Annotated in this window: 13 protein-coding genes; 8 read left to right on the forward strand and 5 right to left on the reverse strand. The window is 47.1% G+C overall.

Going from position 1 to position 19375, the window contains the following annotated elements; all coding sequences use genetic code 11:
* Positions 1–49: 49 nt before the first annotated feature.
* The 3 genes from AC5JLB_RS07280 (at position 50) to AC5JLB_RS07290 (ending at position 5484) form a co-directional block, all read left to right on the forward strand.
* The gene (locus tag AC5JLB_RS07280; protein WP_495873168.1) at positions 50–1732 is read left to right on the forward strand and encodes an ABC1 kinase family protein; all 1683 of its coding nucleotides are present in this window, start codon (positions 50–52) and stop codon (positions 1730–1732) included.
* A 67-nt stretch (positions 1733–1799) separates the two neighbouring features.
* Positions 1800–3584 (forward strand): ABC transporter substrate-binding protein, encoded by a 1785-nt coding sequence (locus tag AC5JLB_RS07285; protein ID WP_495873169.1) that lies wholly within the window; start codon positions 1800–1802, stop codon positions 3582–3584.
* A gap of 31 nt (positions 3585–3615) precedes the next feature.
* The gene (locus AC5JLB_RS07290; RefSeq protein WP_495873170.1) at positions 3616–5484 is read left to right on the forward strand and encodes an ABC transporter substrate-binding protein; all 1869 of its coding nucleotides are present in this window, start codon (positions 3616–3618) and stop codon (positions 5482–5484) included.
* Between the two features lie 11 nt (positions 5485–5495).
* Here the strand turns inward: AC5JLB_RS07290 and AC5JLB_RS07295 are convergent, their stop codons facing one another.
* A complete protein-coding gene (locus tag AC5JLB_RS07295) occupies positions 5496–5678 on the reverse strand; it encodes a hypothetical protein (protein WP_495873171.1) in 183 nt (60 codons plus the stop codon).
* Between the two features lie 150 nt (positions 5679–5828).
* Between AC5JLB_RS07295 and glgX the strand changes: the two genes are divergently transcribed.
* From glgX to AC5JLB_RS07320, 5 genes are all read left to right on the forward strand, one after another.
* Entirely contained in the window at positions 5829–7955 is a 2127-nt protein-coding gene (gene glgX / locus AC5JLB_RS07300) for a glycogen debranching protein GlgX (protein WP_495873172.1), read from the forward strand.
* 69 nt (positions 7956–8024) lie between these two features.
* Complete coding sequence (gene treZ, locus AC5JLB_RS07305) at positions 8025–9872, forward strand: malto-oligosyltrehalose trehalohydrolase (RefSeq protein ID WP_495873173.1); 1848 nt, start codon at positions 8025–8027, stop codon at positions 9870–9872.
* A 26-nt stretch (positions 9873–9898) separates the two neighbouring features.
* On the forward strand, positions 9899–12694 hold the full coding sequence (treY, locus tag AC5JLB_RS07310; protein WP_495873174.1) for a malto-oligosyltrehalose synthase: 2796 nt from the start codon (positions 9899–9901) through the stop codon (positions 12692–12694).
* Between the two features lie 102 nt (positions 12695–12796).
* A complete protein-coding gene (locus tag AC5JLB_RS07315) occupies positions 12797–13009 on the forward strand; it encodes a ssl0294 family protein (RefSeq protein ID WP_495873175.1) in 213 nt (70 codons plus the stop codon).
* A gap of 194 nt (positions 13010–13203) precedes the next feature.
* Positions 13204–15126, forward strand: coding sequence for an ABC-F family ATP-binding cassette domain-containing protein (locus AC5JLB_RS07320; RefSeq protein ID WP_495873176.1), 1923 nt, complete (start codon positions 13204–13206; stop codon positions 15124–15126).
* A 97-nt stretch (positions 15127–15223) separates the two neighbouring features.
* Here AC5JLB_RS07320 and AC5JLB_RS07325 read toward each other — a convergent pair whose 3' ends face one another.
* The 4 genes from AC5JLB_RS07325 to AC5JLB_RS07340 all read right to left on the reverse strand — a co-directional run bounded on the left by AC5JLB_RS07325 (position 15224) and on the right by AC5JLB_RS07340 (position 19212).
* Positions 15224–15646 carry a hypothetical protein gene (locus AC5JLB_RS07325; protein ID WP_495873177.1) on the reverse strand — a complete coding sequence of 141 codons (423 nt, stop codon included), beginning with the start codon at positions 15644–15646 and terminating at the stop codon, positions 15224–15226.
* 76 nt (positions 15647–15722) lie between these two features.
* Positions 15723–16766 carry an agmatinase family protein gene (locus tag AC5JLB_RS07330; RefSeq protein WP_495873178.1) on the reverse strand — a complete coding sequence of 348 codons (1044 nt, stop codon included), beginning with the start codon at positions 16764–16766 and terminating at the stop codon, positions 15723–15725.
* A gap of 102 nt (positions 16767–16868) precedes the next feature.
* Positions 16869–17180: a VOC family protein gene (locus AC5JLB_RS07335; RefSeq protein WP_495873179.1), complete on the reverse strand. Its 312-nt coding sequence runs from the start codon at positions 17178–17180 to the stop codon at positions 16869–16871.
* A 169-nt stretch (positions 17181–17349) separates the two neighbouring features.
* Positions 17350–19212: a sensor histidine kinase gene (locus tag AC5JLB_RS07340; protein ID WP_495873180.1), complete on the reverse strand. Its 1863-nt coding sequence runs from the start codon at positions 19210–19212 to the stop codon at positions 17350–17352.
* Positions 19213–19375 lie beyond the last annotated feature (163 nt).

Consider the following 19375-nt stretch of genomic DNA (forward strand, 5'->3'; position numbering starts at 1 on the left):
GAAGTTGACTACAAATTACCTGCCTTAGCTGGGTATAATGCCTGAAGTTATGTTACAAACCACGGCCCCATCGTTACGCTGGCAACGGCATCAATCGTCCACCTTGGCTCGACAGGTGGATATTTCGAGGTCGGCAGGTAAGCTTGCCTACTATTTGTGGTGCGACCGTAACTCGACAACGCTTTCTTCAGCTCATCGAAACCGCCGCGCTCAGTGGCTAGTTGGTACGTTGCTTGATTTAGGTCCAACGTTTATTAAACTGGGACAGGCGCTTTCGACTCGCGCTGATCTGCTGCCGCTAGAGTATGTCAAAGCGTTGGGGCACCTCCAGGATGGCGTACCGGGATTTGACCCAAATCATGCGATCGCGATCATTGAGTCAGAGCTTGGCAATCCGCTTCAGACGTTATACCAGGAATTTGAGAAGACTCCAATCGCGGCGGCAAGTTTAGGACAGGTGCATCGCGCTCGACTTCATACTGGGGAAGAAGTTGTTGTCAAGGTTCAGCGTCCGGGGTTAGAGCAACTATTTGAAACCGATTTTCAAGCGCTGGGGCGATTGGTGAACCTGATCACGCGCTTCTTTCCTGTGGCGAAGCACTACGATCTCAAAGCAATTCACCAGGAGTTTTCAGAGATTCTATCTCGTGAGATTGACTATGTTCAGGAAGCGATGAACGCCGATCGCTTTCGTCACAACTTTGTCAATCATCCCCGCATAGTAGTTCCGAAAATTTATCCTCGCTATACGACTCGGCGTGTGCTAACGATGGAGTACGTGCCGGGAATCAAAGTCAACGATCGGCAAAGCTTGATGGCGATCGGGCTTGATCCTAAAGAGATCAACCATTTAGGAATTTGCGCCTATCTCAAACAGTTGCTTCAAGATGGTTTCTTTCAAGCCGATCCCCATCCTGGAAATATGGCGGTTAGCTATGATGGCAAGCTCATCTTCTACGATTTCGGCATGATGGCGGAAGTGCAGCCAATCAATCGGAATCAGATGGTTCAGACCTTTTTTGCTGTGCTAAAGAAGGACACCGATCAGGTGATCCAAACGATGATTGATATGGGCTTGATCGAGCCGACGTCTGATATGACTCCCATCAAGCGAATTGTCAGTGTTTTAGTCGAGCGATTTGCGGATAAGCCGATTGAGATGCAGGCATTTAAGAGCTTGAGAAACGAGTTATACACTGTGTTTGAGCAGCAGCCGTTTCGCCTGCCTGCTAAAATGACCTTTATTGTCAAAGCCTTAACGACTTTAGATGGTGTGGCGCGAGATCTTGATCCGCAGTACAACTTGCTCGCTGCCGCCAAGCCATTCGTCAAAAGTTTGGCCACTCTTCCCGCGTCTCAAGGGGGAGGAATGGGAGAACTGGCGCGACAAGCAAAAAGTTTTGTAACGTATCAACTGACAAAACCCAACTCGACACAGCAAGCTATTCGACGGTTAGAAGAACGGCTAGTGCAGGGAGAATTGCAGATGCAGTCGCAGCTAGTGGAGCGCGATCGCTCGATCAAAGTTCTCAAGCTGACGCTCAAAACACTGATTTACGGCTCTCTGACTGGGTTCTCATCCCTAATTGGAGTTCTACTTTTAACCAGTGCTTCGTATGCAGGTGGGGCGGTAGCAGCATTCATCATTGCGGCAGTGTCGGGGGTGATGCTGCTCAAGTCGTTCATTCACGTTTTGCTTCAAGGACGAATTAATCGATTGATTGATCAGTAATTTTCCAGAAGTTCACTTTAGGGTGTAGAACAGATCAAGAACAATTTGACGTTTCTGCATCCGACATATGATTGCTGCTTCCGGTCGAGGGTTTTGGCGGTTTTGGATCTTTGCGTTTTTGACGGGTTGGATTGCGATCGCGGTAGCGGCGTGTAATCCCCAAGACTTTAAAACGCAAGCCGCACAGACCACCCAAATTGTTGCTCGGATGGGGTCGGGACCGAAAACGTTTAACTATGCAATGAACGATTCGTCCCCCAATATTTTTGGTTATACCTACACAGGACTGATTGATACAACAGGCGCGGGAGTGCTAGAGCCTGGCTTGGCTGAGTCCTGGAAGGTTTCAGACGATAAACTCAAATTTGTCTTTACGCTGCGAGAGGGGCTGAAGTGGTCAGATGGGCAGCCATTAACCGCAGACGATGTAATTTTTACGTTTAAAGATATTTACTTTAATCCTAAAATTCCGACAAATGTACGGAGTATTTTTGCGATCGGTGAATCACGAGCTTTACCTGCTGTGAAGAAAGTCAGCGATCGTCAAGTTGAATTCACGCTACCAGAGCCGTTTTCTCCGTTTCTGCGAAGTATTTCTCAGTCTGCTATTCTACCGGCTCACGCTCTACGGAAAGCCGTTGTAGAGAACGACCCAAAGGGGAACCCAAAATTTATTTCAACCTGGGGAACCGGAACAAATCCGAGTGAGATTGTAGTGAATGGTCCGTACCGAATCGCTGCTTATAATCCGAATCAGCGCATTGTGTATGAGCGAAATCCTTACTACTGGCGCAAAGATCAGCAAGGTCGCCCCCTGCCGTACATTGAGCGAGTTGTGTCGCAAATCGTTGAATCGAGTGATACAGCCTTGATTCAATTTCGATCGGGGAGTTTAGACGTTTTGGATATTGGTCCAACGTCGTTTCAGCTCCTCAAAGCAGGAGAGAAGCGAGGAAACTTCACTATTTACAATGGCGGAACTTCGGCGGGCACTTCGTTTATTGCATTTAACCTGAATCAAGGAAAACGCAATGGTAAACCGCTTCTCAACCCGATTAAATCTCGCTGGTTTAATACCGTTGAGTTTCGGCAAGCGGTTGCTTATGGCATCAATCGTTCTGCCATGATTAACAACATTTATCGGGGATTAGCAGAACCTCAAGATTCTCCGGTTGCAACTCAAAGTCCTTACTATTTGTCTCCTCAACAAGGCTTGAAAGCGTATGACTATAATCCGCAAAAGGCGAAAGAATTACTAAAGTCGGCAGGATTTAAGTACGATGCTCAAGGTCAACTTCTAGATTCGGGCGGCAATCGAGTCCGGTTTACCATTAACGGCAACTCTGGAAGTCGGACGGTCGAAGCCTTGCTTTCACAAATTAAAGGAGATTTGAGCAAGATTGGAATTCAGGTTGATGCACAAATTATTGATTTTGGAACTTTGGTAGAAAAGATTACCAATAGTTTGGATTTTGATTGCGTCTTTTTAGGCTTTGGCAATGATGTTGATCCAAATAGTGTGGCTAACTTGTGGCAGCCTGATGGGGAATCTCATCTATTCAATCAAAAGCCTTTAACTGGGAAAGTTGAAGGGCGAGTGGTTGCCGACTGGGAAGCAGAAATTGGTAGCATTTTTACTCAGGCAGCGAGAGAATACGACGAAACGAAACGAAAAGCGCTGTATGTCAAAATGCAGCAAATTGCTCAAGAAAAGCTTCCCTTGATTCACTTAGTCAATTCGTTAGCGTTCTCGGCGGCGCGAAACACAGTTAAAGGTGTTGAACTGTCACCACTGAGATATGAACAAACGATGTGGAATGTGGCGAAGATGCAAGTCATTGAAGATAAATAGATTGTGCGTCCTTTGTTGATATTTGCCTGCTATGACAGTTAGAGGATTGACGGTTCAAAGAGGTTGGCGTTGGGTTTGTGCGATCGCGCGATTGGCAAAGTCAAGTTCCAAAGGATTGCTAACTGCATTTCTGTTTGCGATCGCGCTTTTGCTTCCATTTACATTAGCAAGCTGTAATGCTCAAGATTACAAAACTCAAGCCGCCCAGGTTTCTCAACTCGTATTAACAGCACCGAGCGATCCCCAGACGTTTAACTACGCTAATAATCAATCCTTTCCCAATATCTTTCTGTTTACCTATGCGGGACTAACGAAAGAGAATGGATTAACGGGCAAATATGAGCCAGATTTAGCTGAATCATGGACGATTTCTGAAGATAAAAAGCAAGTCATCTTTACGTTAAGACCTAATTTGAAATGGTCGGACGGAATGCCATTAACGGCAGATGACGTAGTTTTTACGTATCAAGATGTGGTCTTTAATCCTGATGTTCCAACCGACATGAAGGATGGAATTCAGATTGGCGTCAACAAAGTGTTTCCAAAGATTCGCAAGCTAGACGAGCGGCGAGTGGAGTTTACCTTACCCGAACCATTTGCACCATTGATTGCCGCAACAGCGGGACCGACGGGCATTTTAATTATGCCGAAACATGCCCTAGAAGAATCAGTGCGATCGCGCGGGAAAGACGGCAATCTTAAATTTATTTCGACGTGGGCAGCCGATACGGAGCCGTCTAAAATTGTCACAAATGGCCCTTATCAGTTGGAAAGTTATGTTCCGGGACAGCGAATGATCTTGAAGCGCAATCCCTACTATTGGCGCAAAGACGGGCAAGGCAATCCATTACCAAAAGCGGAGCGCATCGTTTGGCAAATTATCGAAAATCAAGACACACAATTGCTGAAGTTTCGCTCAAGAGAACTCGATGTCATTGGAGATGTTCGTCCATTACGCCCAGAGTATTTTTCGCTGTTGAAAAAAGAGGAAAAGCGGGGCGATTTTAAGGTCTACAATGGCGGCCCTTGGTCTGGCGTATTGTATATGGCGTTTAACCTCAATCAAGCTACCAAGGGCGGTAAGCCGATTGTTGATCCTATTAAATCCCGCTGGTTTAATAACCTTGCGTTTCGCCAAGCCGTTGCGTATGGGATTAATCGCGAACGAATTAACAACAATATTTTTCGCGGATTGGGTGTAATTCAGAACTCATTTATTTCGGTGCAGAGTTCTTTCTTTCGGTCGCCAAAAGAGGGACTAAAAGTATACAACTATGATTTGCAAAAAGCCAAAGACTTACTTAAAAATGCAGGCTTTAAATATGATTCAAAGGGTCAACTGTTTGATGCGGAAGGTCATCGCGTCCGATTTACTCTCACAACCAACTCAAACAATTTAGTCCGGGTTGGAGTTGGTGCTCAGATTAGGCAAGACCTCTCCAAGCTCGGAATGCAGGTTGATTACAGCACCGTTAACTTCAACACCTTGAGCGAAAAGCTGAGTACGACTCGCGATTGGGATGCTCACATCATCGGGTTTACGGGTGGGTTAGAACCTCATGGTTTAGCTAACTATTGGATGTCAAGCGGGGCATCTCACTATTTCAATCTAGCGCCACAAACAGGTCAACCTGAGCTTAAAGGATGGCAAGCAGCCGAGTGGGAAAAAGAAATCGATCGGCTCTTTATTGAAGGAGCTAGAGAACAAGATCCTCTAAAACGGAAGAAAATTTACGGGGATTTTCAAGAGCTAGTGCAAGCGCAATTGCCTGTCATTCTTTTAGTGAATGATTCTGCATCAATGGCAGTGCGCGATCGCGTCGATGGCTTGAAATATACTGGGCTGCCAAGCTGGGGCTTGTGGAACATTGAAGAACTTGAAGTCACCCAGCAAAAATAGAGCTTTTGCGCTTAAAAAATGCCCTGTGGAAATGGGTTCTGGTAGAGTCTGCGATCTGAAGGTCCGATTTGAAGAACTGCGATCGCGTAAGGTAAAGTCTTATCATCAGCAAAGGCAAAGCGAATTGCATCCCTCGTCCTGCGATCGCGCTCTGCGATGACCTCTGACTTCTTCGAGAGAAGATTTCGGTGCACGATTGTAGGTGCTCATCGCGCGTAATGCAGACGGTACTGTGCCAATTCTGTCTCTGGATAGAATCAAATTTGTAACAAAACATTATCCTGATTAGTTACGTCACACCGTTCTTCAAAGCCCTAACTCGCTTCTATAAAAAATAAAAGTCTATGCACCTTGCACTCTGGCCCGGAAATGTTTATCCACTGGGCGCATATTGGGATGGAAAAGGAACTAATTTTGCTCTATTTTCGGAACATGCAACGGGGGTAGAACTCTGCTTATTTGATGCATCTGGTCAAGAAACCCGCGTGGCGCTAAAGGAAGTTAGTAACTTCGTTTGGCACGGCTACATTCCAGGAGTCGGACCAGGACAACGCTACGGCTATCGAGTACAGGGACCCTACGAGCCGGAAAACGGGCATCGGTTTAACCCAAACAAATTATTGATTGATCCCTACACCAAAGCGATCGACGGGGATGTGGGCAATGGTCCCGAACTGTTTGGCTATCGTTGGAACGATCCGGCAGAAGATCTGTCCTTCTCGGAGTTAGACAGTGCGCCCTTGATGCCGAAATCGGTGGTTGTCGATCAATCATACGATTGGGGAAACGACACACTGCTTCGGACGCCGTGGCACGAGACGATCATTTACGAGGTGCATGTCAAGGGTTTTACAAAGCTCCATCCAGCCATTCCGGAAAAACTGCGGGGAACCTATGCTGGAATGGGGCATCCCGCCGCGATCGAGCATCTTCAGCGACTTGGAATTACGGCGGTTGAGTTGATGCCCGTGCATCACTTCCTCGCCTATCCAGGCTATCTTGCTGATAAAGGACTGCAGAACTATTGGGGATACGATTCGGTTAACTACTTCGCGCCCTATTCGGGATACTGCGCAAGCGGCTCGCTGGGAGAGCAGGTTAACGAATTTAAGGACATGGTGAAAGCGCTGCACAAAGCAGGCATTGAGGTGATTCTAGATGTGGTGTATAACCACACGGGTGAAGGCAATCGTCTCGGTCCTACGCTATCGCTGCGGGGCATTGATAACCGCAATTACTATCACACCGTGACGGACAACCAGCGGTACTACATGGACTTCACCGGATGCGGCAATACCCTGTTTATGGGGCATCCGCAAGTGCTAAAGATGGTGATGGACAGCTTGCGCTACTGGGTGACCGAAATGCACGTAGACGGCTTCCGGTTTGATCTGGCATCGGCATTAGCGCGGGAGTTATTTGAGGTGAGCAGCCTTGCCGCGTTCTTCGATATCATTCACCAAGACCCAGTTCTAGCGGGTGTGAAACTGATTGCTGAGCCGTGGGATGTGGGCGACGGCGGCTATCAAGTGGGTAACTTTCCGGTGCTGTGGTCAGAATGGAACGGCAAGTATCGCGACACGGTGCGAGATTTTTGGCGCAGTGTCGACAGTACCTTAGGCGAGTTTGCGTACCGACTAACTGGCAGTCCTGACCTATATTTTCAAACCAATGGACGCCGCCCGAATGCCAGTATTAATTTCATCACGGCTCATGATGGGTTCCCGCTCCGAGATCTGGTGAGCTATAACGAAAAGCACAATGGGGCAAACGGCGAAGGGAACCGGGACGGAGAGAGCCATAATCGCTCGTGGAACTGCGGAGCCGAAGGAGAAACGGATGATCCAGAAGTGCTGCAACTGCGCGATCGCCAGCAGCGCAATTTCCTCACCACATTAATGCTGTCGCAAGGCATTCCGATGATGCTGGCAGGAGATGAATTAGGGCGATCGCAGCAGGGCAACAACAATGCCTATTGTCAGGATAGCGAGATTTCTTGGCTGCACTGGTCGCTAGAAGAGAAATCTGATGAGTTTATCAACTTCTGCCGTGAGTTAATCTATTTCCGGCGTCAACATCCGGTGTTTCGACGGCGCAAGTGGTTTCAAGGTCAGTCGATTCGAGGAACGGAAGCGGATATTGGCTGGTACAACCCCGATGGCATGGCGATGACGCAAGAGCAGTGGGACGTAGGTTACGCGAAGTCGATGGCGCTGTTTCTCAATGGCAATAAGATTCCGAGTCCGGGTCCTCAAGGTCAACGTATTAGCGATGACAGCTTTTTGCTGTTCTTTAACGCTCACTACGAGACGATCGAGTTTACGCTTCCAGAAGGATTCCAGGCGGATCAGTGGCAGATGTTGATTGACACGAAGGAACCCCGGTTTGTAACGGACGATCGCATCTTTACCGGAAATCAAGCTGTACCTGTGATCGGTCGAGCGATCGTAGTTTTGCGCCAGTTGCAGTAGATCCTTCTACTGATTCAAATTCCGTCTGTAAATCATCAATAAACCAGCATCACCTCCAAACATCTGAATATGGACATGCAAGTTGGCGCTCGTTATCTGGGCAATGGACAGTGTAAGTTTACGGTTTGGTCGCCAAACGTCGAGGCAATGTCGGTGCAAATTGTGTCTTCGGCTCAACAGATTCCAATGCAGCGATCGCAGGGGGATTATTGGCAGGTAACGGCAGAAGACATTTTGCCAGAAACGCTGTATTTTTATCAGTTAAACAATCAAGACGCTCGGCCTGATCCCGCCTCGCAGTCGCAGCCCCAAGGGGTACATGGTCCGTCTCAAGTAATTGATCATGCGTTTGAGTGGACAGACTATGACTGGTCAGGTGTGACGTTAGAAGACATGATCATTTATGAATTGCATGTCGGTACGTTTACACCAGAAGGAACGTTTGAGGCAATCATTCCGCACATTCAAACGTTAAAAGAATTAGGCGTCACCGCGATCGAGTTGATGCCGATTGCCCAATTTCCGGGAGATTCTCCCACTGATGATCCGGCTGCTTACCGCAACTGGGGCTACGATGGCGCGTACATCTATGCCGTGCAAAATTCCTACGGCGGCGTAAACGGCCTTAAACACTTGGTGGATGCCTGTCATGCTCAAGGCATGGCGATCCTGCTTGATGTGGTCTACAACCACTTTGGGCCTGAAGGAAATTACATCAGTCAGTTTGGCTCTTATTTTACCGAGTCGTATCGCACCCCTTGGGGTAGTGCCGTTAATTTCGACCATGTTCACAGCCATCACGTTCGCAACTTCTTTATTCAGAATGTGCTGTATTGGCTGCGCGAATATCACCTAGATGGGTTAAGGCTAGATGCGGTTCACGCAATTTTCGATTTGGGTGCGAAACACATCTTGGCAGAACTGGCAGAAAACGTGGAGGTGCTGTCAAAAGAGCGGGGACAGAAACTTTATTTAATCGCTGAGAGTGATGCCAACGATCCGCGTGTGATTCGTCCGATCGATCGCGGCGGATATAGCATGGATGCTCAGTGGAGCGATGACTTTCACCATGCGCTTCATGCCTTGTTGACGGGAGATAAGATTGGCTATTACCAGGACTTTGGTAAATGCGAACAGTTAGCCAAGGCGTATGAAGATTGCTTCGTGTATGACTGGCAGTATTCTCCTCACCGTCAGCGCTTTCACGGCGATCGCTGCCCCGATCGTCCATCGAGCCAATTTGTCGTGTGCAGTCAAAATCACGACCAAGTTGGAAATCGGATGCTGGGCGAGCGAATGACGCAACTGACTTCGTTTGAGGGATTAAAGTTAGGTGCAGGTGCGCTGCTCCTGTCGCCGTTTATTCCGCTCCTTTTTATGGGAGAAGAGTATGGAGAACCAGCGCCGTTTACTTATTTTGTGAGTCACTCCGATCCAGATTTGATCCACGCTGTTCGAGAAGGTCGAAAGCGGGAATTTGCGGCGTTCCATGCGCAAGGTGATCCTCCTGATCCCGAATCAGCAGAGACATTCCAAATGTGTAAGCTGAACTGGGATAAACGCAAGGAAGGAAAACATCGTGCGCTGTGGTTGTGGTATCAGCAACTGATTGAATTACGCAACACGATTCCTGCCCTGGTGAACCGCGATCGCACTCACTTAAAAGCAGGATTTGATGAAGAGAAAAGGCTGGTTTGGTGGCGTAGATGGAGCGAAGATAATCAAGTATTTTGTCTGATGAATTTCAATCAAAACGATGTGGTTTATGCCCCTAACCTGCCAGAGAGCGGTTGGGAGAAATTTCTGGATTCTACTGATAAGAAATGGATGGGCGATGGCTCTCAATTACCCGAAAAGATAGATGCGGAGCAAGAATTAGCTGTGCGATCGCAGAGCTTTGTGCTTTACAGAATCTAACGCTTACCCTCTAAATTTTTAGCTTTATGCGAATTCCTACAGCTACCTATCGAATTCAATTCAACTCCAACTTTCGGTTTGATCAGGCAAATCAAATCGTGAACTATCTCGCGCAGTTAGGAGTTTCTGACCTCTATGCTTCGCCAATTTTCAAAGCAACAACAGGCAGCACGCACGGATATGATGTTGTTGACCCAACGCAGTTAAATCCTGAACTTGGTACACGAGAATCGTTTGATGCTTTAGTTAAAGACTTGCAGCAGCATGAGATGGGATGGTTGCAAGATATTGTGCCGAACCACATGGCATACAGCAGTGAAAACCAGTGGTTGATGGATCTGCTTGAAAATGGCGTTAACTCAGACTACGTTGCTTATTTTGATGTCGCTTGGAACTCTCCGTTTGAATCCAGCGATGAAGCAATTTTAGTGCCGCTATTGGGTAATTTCTATGGGCAGTCTTTAGAGAATGGCGAGATTCAGCTAAAGTATGACCAGAATGGATTGAGCGTTAATTACTACAGCTTGAGCATTCCGCTTAATTTAGAGTCTTATGGAACATTTCTCACCCATAACTTAGGCAAACTTGCAAAGGCGTTAGGTCGCAGGGAGCCAAACTTTATTAAGCTATTAGGTATACTTTATCTGGTTAAAAACGTAGCTTCTGATATTACCGGAAAGCAGCGTCAAGACCAAGTTGAGTTTGTCAAAGGATTGCTATGGGAACTGTATAGTGACAATGCAGAAGTTAGAAGCTTTGTTGATGAAAACATTCAAGCTTTTAACGGAGAAACCAGCAATTCCGAAAGCTTCAATCTTCTGGACAATTTACTCTCTCAACAGTTCTTTCGCCTTGCGTATTGGAAAGTTGGAGCAGAAGAAATTAACTATCGGCGCTTCTTTACCGTAAATGAACTGATTTCGGTCAAGGTCGATGAGACAAAAGTGTTTAATCACACTCATGACTTAATCGCTCAGCTCGTAAAAGATGGAGCGGTTACAGGATTAAGAATTGATCACATTGACGGGCTTTATGATCCGACTCAATATTTGCATTCGCTTCGCGAGAAAGTAGGAGATACCTACGTCACGGTTGAAAAGATCTTACAGCCTGGAGAAGATTTACCGTCTGTTTGGGATACACAAGGAACGTCTGGCTACGACTATTTGAACTACGTGAATAGTGTCTTTTGTAAAACCAAAAATCAGGAGCAGTTTGACGAAATTTATCAAAATCTGATTGGGTTTCAAGCAGATTTTGAGAAAGTTGTTTCTGATAAGAAGGGCTTAATTATTGATAAAAATCTAGCAGGTGATATTGATAATCTAGCATTTTTGCTGAAAAAGATTTCCGGCCGATATCGCTACGGAAATGACTTTACAATCAATGGTCTGAAGCGTGCGATCGCAGAGGTTCTCACGCGCTTTTCGATCTATCGAACTTACACCACAGCAGAGGGTGTTTTGGACAGCGATCGCCCCTACATTCAAGACGTAATTCAAAATGCCAAAGAGCAAGCCTCTCTGCTAAATAATGAACTCAACTTTATTGAAAAATTGTTGCTGCTAGATTATGACAGTTCTCTAACGCAAACCGAGAAAGAGCAGTGGCTTTACTTTGTGATGCGAGTGCAGCAGTATACGGGGCCGTTAATGGCAAAAGGCGTTGAAGATACTGCATTTTATGTCTATAACCGATTGATTTCTCTCAATGAAGTCGGAGGCGATCCAGATCGGTTTGGCATTGCGATCGCTGAGTTTCACGGCTACAACCAGTATCGTCAGGCGCATTGGTCGAACGCTATGAGTGCCACTTCATCTCACGATACGAAGCGGGGTGAAGACGTTCGCGCTCGCATCAACGTCCTGTCAGAAATTCCTGATGAATGGCAGCAGCAACTTCGCACCTGGCTTGAGCTAAACCGAAAGCACAAAACCAAAGTCAAAAACGTTCTGTTCCCCGATCGCAACGACGAGTATGCGCTTTACCAAACCTTGATCGGTGCGTTTCCCTTTCTAGAGCAAGAGCAAGAAAGCTTTACCCAACGGGCAAAAGATTATCTGTTAAAAGCAATTCGGGAAGCCAAGGTTTACACGGCTTGGTTACGTCCTAATGCCGCTTATGAAGACGCTTGTATGCGATTTGTTGACGCGGTGCTTGAGCCGTCTGAGGAAAATCCATTTCTTCAGTCACTGTTACCGTTTCAGAAGAAGGTGGCGTTTTATGGAATTTTCAACTCGTTGTCACAAGCGCTGTTAAAAATAACATCGCCTGGAATTCCAGACTTTTACCAAGGCTGTGAACTTTGGGATCTCAGTCTTGTTGATCCAGATAATCGTCGCCCTGTTGACTTTGAACAGCGCCAAGCGTTTCTAGACGATATTCAACAGCGAATTCAATCTGACATTTCTAGCCTTGTTACCGAGTTATTAGAAACGAAAGAAGATGGCAGAATCAAGCTGTTTCTGACGGTGCAAGCGTTGAAAGCCAGAACAAAATATCTATCTGTGTTTCAAAAGGGAAGCTACCAGCCGTTAGAGGTCGAAGGTGCGCTGCACGACCACGTGATTGCGTTTGCTAGAAGCGAAGGTAGCACGACCCTGATCACCGTTGTCCCCCGCTTTCTAACCGCGATCGTGCAACCTGGTGAACATCCGCTCGGGACTCAAGTGTGGTCGGATACCAAAGTGAAGTTGCCTGCACGCTCGTCTTCAGGGTGGCAAGATGCGATTACGGGTCAGATTATCCAACACGACGAGGCTTTACCCGTAGGTGACGTGCTTAGCCAGTTTCCGGTTGCGCTGCTGGTTAGCAGAGAGTAAGTTGAACAAGCTAACTTAAAGGGTTGAACTTAGCTTCTGGCACAGTCAATCGCGTTCAAGAAACGTTACGATTCAACTATATCGTTTAGTCAGTGTTGCCTTATGTTTCTGACCGAATTATCCCCCTTTCTTAAAGAACTGTCCCAACAGCCGATCGCATTTTTGGGTGGTTTGGCGTCGGGTTTCCTGCGGTTGAGCCTAGCCGATGATCCAGTGAAAAGCTGGCTGGATCAACAAACGGGATCAACCGTTTATCCGTCCGCAACCACCGACACTGGAAACGGTAGCGGCCCGCAATCGATTTCAATTGATTAGATTCAATTGATGAGAGGTCTGATTAGGGGACGCGATCGCGCCACACAACTGTGTCGAGATCAGGAGGCTATTAGAAGTCCTTGAAAGATTGAGAATAGCCTCACTCCTTCACGCAGGTCTGACCGTGCCGCAACGAGTCTAAGAAGTGGAACAGGTGTTAACGTTTGAGAGAGTGATTCGCGTCTTAGGTCAGCATGAGTGTTTTAACCCTGCAATCGATCAAAAAAGATTTTGGCATCAAAGAAGTGGTTCGTGATGCCAGCTTTAGTTTAGAAGCCAGCGAGAAAGTGGGCTTAATTGGCACAAATGGGTCGGGCAAGTCTACCTTGCTGAAAATGATTGCAGGGCTAGAACCGATCGATAGTGGGCAAATCGTCTCATCGTCCAGCACCCGCATTGTGTATCTTCCACAACAGCCCGATCTCAACGAAAATCTCACCGTTTTAGAGCAGGTGTTTGCCGACAGTGGTGAGCAGATGACGTTGGTGAAAGAGTATGAGCAACTAACAGAACAACTCGCTCATGCAGAGGGCGATACCGATGCGCTGATGGCCCGATTTTCTCGCGTGACGGCACGAATGGATGCGATCGCAGCGTGGGATCTTGAAACCAAAGCCAAAATCATTCTCACCAAATTGGGCATCCATGATTTAGATGTCAAAATTGGTCAGCTTTCTGGTGGCTACCGCAAACGCATCGCTCTAGCAACAGCACTGTTGTCTGAACCCGATGTGTTGCTGATGGACGAACCGACCAACCATTTAGATGCGCTCTCGATCGAGTGGTTACAGAGTTATTTGAGTCGGTATCGTGGGGCGCTGTTGCTGGTGACTCACGATCGCTATTTCCTCGATCGCGTCACCAACCGCATTATCGAACTCGATCGCGGCGATCTCTTCACCTATAGCGGCAATTACTCTTACTATCTAGAAAAAAAAGCAGATGCAGAAGCCTCAGCCGCGAGTACTCAACGCAAGCATCAAGGGGTGCTAAGACGAGAATTAGAATGGCTCAAACGCGGACCCAAAGCGCGAAGCACCAAACAAAAAGCTCGCATTGACCGAGTTCACGACATGCAGAATACTGACTTTAAGCAGAGTCAGGGCAAAGTTGAAATTTCGACAGCCGGGCGACGGATCGGTAAAAAGGTGATTGAACTGCATCATGTTTCTAAATCTTACGATCGCCCCCTAATTAAAGATTTTACCTATCTGTTCAATCCGGAAGACCGAATCGGCATTATCGGTGGCAACGGCGCAGGTAAATCGACATTGATGGATCTGATCACCGAGCGAGTGAAACCCGATACTGGAACCATTGAACTTGGCAGCACCATTCACATTGGTTATTTCAACCAGCATTCTGATGAGTTGCAAGATGCACTGAATGAAGATCAGCGTGTCATTGATTATCTTAAAAGCGTTGCAGAACTCGTTAAAACATCTGATGGAGAAGTGATTACCGCTTCGCAGATGCTGGAGCGATTTTTGTTTCCGCCTAATCAGCAGTACGCGCCAATTCACAAATTATCTGGCGGTGAGAAACGACGGCTATTTCTCCTGCGGGTGTTGATGAGTGCGCCCAATGTTCTAATTCTTGACGAGCCAACCAATGATTTAGACGTGCAAACTTTGTCAGTGCTAGAGGAGTATTTGGAAGACTTCAACGGATGTGTCATTGTTGTCTCCCACGATCGCTACTTTCTCGATCGCACCGTCGATTTCATTTTTGCACTAGAACCCGGCGGCGCTATCCGCCAATATCCTGGTAATTACTCAGTTTATCTAGATTACAAAAAAGCCGAAGAAGAAGCCAATGAAGCATCTGAAGAAAAACAGGTTAAAAACGTTGAGCACGACTCAACGCCGAAAGAGTCGCTGGCAAAGTCTTCAAAGCCCCGCAAGCTTACATTTAAAGAGAAGCGCGAGCTAGAAACTCTTGAAGCTCAGATTCCTAAACTAGAAGATGAGAAATCTAAAGTTGAATACGTGCTGTACAATAGCCCACCCGAAGGGTTTACAGAGCTACAAACGCTGTCCGAAAAATTAGCCACGCTGAGTGAGCAGATCGATACATCGACAGAGCGATGGTTAGAACTGTCAGAAATTGACGCTTAAATTAGGGATATGGGATGCAACTAGGAAGACGCTCGCTCTTAGATCTTGCACCTCATATCCCGCTTTAACAATCTCCAACAATCTACTATCTGTTGACTCAAGTTTCAGAAGAAATTTCAGAAGCAAGCAGATTCGCGAGTTCAGCGTGCATAAAAGCGATATCCGGATCGCGTTGAATGGCGCGATCGTACTTCTGCTCCGCTGCCGTGCCTTGCTGAGACGGCTGGAGCAGTAGACGGGCTTGCTCTAGCAGTTCCTTGATTTGATCTAAAACCATCGGTTCTTTCGCGCTCAATGCCTCGTCGATCTGAACAATAAACTGCGACATCGGACGGAGCCAGCTAAACCACTCATCGTCAAGAACTAGCTGAAAAAATTCGCCCGTCGAGCGGATGGGACCATGCGTTTGCTCATATTCCCCGCGCTCCGAGTCCAGCAGTGCCTTGTGCAGCCGAAGCAACGCAAGGCGTGTGTCCATCAAGCGTTTAAGGGCAATATCGAAAGAGGAAGTAGAAGACATCAGACTACGGCTCGCGATAAACACCTTGTTCCATCTTGTCATATCCGAGCAAATTCAGAATTCCCTTGAGGCTTGCTCACGAATGCGATAGATCCATCAAATTGCACAGCTTATACACCACTCTCGCCGCGACATTTCCATCCCATTCCTGATCGCCGACTTCACATACATCAAAGCCAATAATTTGGCGTCCGCTCTGCACCACTTCGCGGAACAGACAAAACGCTTGCTCTAGCTCCAATCCGCCTGGAACTGGAGTCCCCGTATTTGAGCAGAGTTTAGGATCCAGTCCATCCACATCAAAGCTGATGTAAACCTGTGGTGGCAGTTCCGACACCATTTGTTTGCACAGTTCTAGCCACGAAACACCTGCATACATCTTCTGCTTCAATATCGGATCGTAGTAGGCACTGATGCGTCCCTGCGATCGCTCGATCACCTCCACTTCGTCATGACACAAATCCCGAATGCCAACCTGCACTAGCTTGGAGATTTGCGGCAGTTTCAAGGCGTTGAACATGATGGATGCATGGGAGAATTGAAAGCCTTCGTAAGCGTCGCGCAAATCAGCATGGGCATCAATGTGCAAAATGCCGAAGTCAGAGTAGCGGTCTGCTAACGCCTGCATGTACCCCAGCGGAACGCTATGATCGCCGCCAATCACCCCGACGTGCTTTCCTCGATCCATCGCCGCGATCGCGTGATCAAATAGCCATTGGTTCATCGCTTGGCACTCTTGATTGAGCCGATGCAATCGCTCAGACAAATCGGCATCTTCTTCGACCAACTTGCCTTGCTCTAGATGTTCGATGATACGAGCAGCGTCGCGTCTCAAGGCATCGTTTTTTTCTTGCAGGTGGCTCGGAATCTGCTCCATGAAGATGCCGTGCTGCCACCCGTTGGGGTTGTCAAAGTCAAAAATATCGAGTTGGCGAGAAGCAGCCAGCACCGTTTGAGGACCGGCAGCAGTGCCCGCACGATAGGAAACGGTTACTTCCCACGGCATCCCAAACACAATGATGTTGGCAGACTCGTAGTCGAACGGCAGTCCTAACAGATTGCCGTTATCGACTCCAAGATCGTTTGGATTGAAGCTTTGTAGAATGTCTCTAGTTGCCATGAAGCCGTTTATAGCGAATCGCAGCGCCGTTGATTACTGTTCTAGTTTATCGTCCTTCTAAAGCGACGGAACTTGCAAAGCGTTGCCTTGTTGCGCTCGGCGCTAATCGCTTACGACTCCATAGATTTCTGCAATCTTCTCATCTTGCGCTTGGGGTGAGAAGAGTTCCCATTCAATGCCGTTGGCATCGCGATCGCTAGAGAATCCTTGTGCGGCTTCATCCTCAAAGCCTAGATGCCTTAGTTGTCCAGCACGTTCTGGCAATTGATTGATCGAGAAATTAAGTAAATCGGTTCGCCACATCGCATACTTGTCCAGAACAACAACGGTGGGGTCTTGTCCAAGCCGCTGAGTATAGTCTGCGATCGAGGCTTGAAGATCGTTGACGGCAAGAGCAATATGAAAGCGCTTCATACAATTCTTCTAACAGTAGGCGTAGTTAAACACCATTCAAGTTAAACACCGATTTAACTCTAAAGTTAACTCTAAAGGATAGCTCTGCGGCATTACCTTCCTCATCACACGCCACAGATAACCTCAAACATCCAACAGAAAACTCTTTAACAGCCGACTGATAGAGCCTTTAGGCCGTAGCACGAACGTGCTGCTGGACAGGAATTTGAATAATAAACTCCGTTCCCTTGCCAAGAATTGAAAAACAATCTAACTTACCGCCATGTTTCTCAGTGACAATTTGATAGCTGATTGGCATTCCCATGCCCGTTCCTTTACCGACAGATTTTGTAGTGAAGAATGGCTCAAAAATCCGTTTTTGAACAGATTCAGGCATTCCCATTCCATTATCAGAAATTTCAATTCTTATCCATTTTGAATCAATTGTGGAAGTCCGAATAGTAATCTGACTAGGATTTTCCTGGATCTCCTGATAGGTTCGGTTGACGTTGGCTTCGTCCAGCGCATCAATAGCATTGGCCAAGATGTTCATAAACGCCTGATTGAGTTGACCAGGATAGCATTCCACAGGCGGTAGACTACTATAGTCACGCACAACTTGAATTGCTGGACACTCTGGTCTATCTTTCAAGCGATGTTGCAAAATTAACAGTGAATTATCAATGCCCTCATGAATATCAAAGGCTTTGAAGTCAGCTTCATCGGTTCGTGAGAAGTTCCGGAGTGACAAGACAATCTGACGAATGCGATCGGTGCCCATCTTCATAGAATCCAGCATTTTGGGTAGATCGGCTTGGACAAACTCGATATCAAGCTCTTCTGCCTCAGCCTGGATTTCGGGGACTGGGGCGGGATAGTACTTCTGGTAAAGGTGCACAAAATCCAATAGATTGTGGGTGTATTCCCGCACATGCGTCAGGTTGCCGTGAATAAAGTTAACCGGATTGTTGATTTCGTGTGCTATCCCGGCCACCATTTGCCCCAAAGCAGACATCTTTTCGCTCTGCACCATTTGAACTTGAGTGCGTTGCAGTTCTTCTAAAAGCTGTTGCAACTGCGTATTTTTGTCGTTCAGTTCTTGGGTTCTTTCCTCAACTTTAGATTCAAGCGTTTGGCTGTAAGTTTCGAGTTGTTCGTTGGCTGTTTGCTGTTGCTGTAAGAGTTGTTGAACGGAGTGAATGAGTTGATTAAAAGCATTGGCAAGCGTCCCAATTTCATCATCTTGCTCAACTGTCGCTCGTAAGTTGAAATTAGACTCTTCGGTAGATCGTCGGGCAATGTTGGTCAACGCTGTAATCGGTCGGGCGATCGCTCGGCTAGTCAAAACTGCCAAAAGAAGGGCGATCGCAACAGACAATCCAATACTCGCAACTACAATTTTCTCAGCGACCTCGTTAGCTTGCTCATGTGACCTTTTCGCTATCTCAAATTCCTGGTAACTTTCGTCAATCAAACCCACTAAGTTATCCGAAATACCGTCGAATTCAAGCGCTAAATCGCTGTTAGTAAACTCCAGCATGACCGCTTGTGCTTGCTCAACATTAGAAGGTAATGCGAGATTCAGATTACGAATTTGTTGAACTCGGCGTTCTAATTCCTGTGAATAGCGTTGTGCTGTGCGCTCGTAGGTCTGCAAGAAGGCTGGTATCTCCTCATGGTGTGCCTGGTCATGCAAGGTGTGGGACTTTGCCGCGAATGCCTTCAGGTCAGTCCAAATTTCTTGAATTTCAGTTTTGTGCCTCAATAGATGACCATATTCATCCTGAAATTTCTCTGGGTACTGCGCTAGAGGAATGAGTTGCTGTTGGTGAGTGCGGGTTTGGAGAACACGAGATTGTAGACGATGCAAAAGCTCTACCTCGTTACGGGCGTGTTCTTCTCGCTCTTCAGCCTGCTGTTGATAGTGATGCCCAACGCCAGAACTAGCAATTGTTCCAGACACCACAATGCCTAGAGCAAGAGCGTATCCTAAACCGATCTTTTGCCCAACTCTGAGGCTGGATAGGCGTTGTCCTAATTTGTGGTGCATCATACAACCTTCTCTAGCCCCACAGGAGTTTGCATAGGTCTAAGATTCCCGCTTTCTTGTTGGTTTAACTTCTGTTTGAGCTGATTTGGCTCGTTCTACTCTATGTAACCACCTAGGTTGTGTTGATAATTATGTGAAGTTGGGCTGAATAAGCTAAAAGGCGATG

Source organism: Myxacorys chilensis (genome assembly GCF_059505265.1).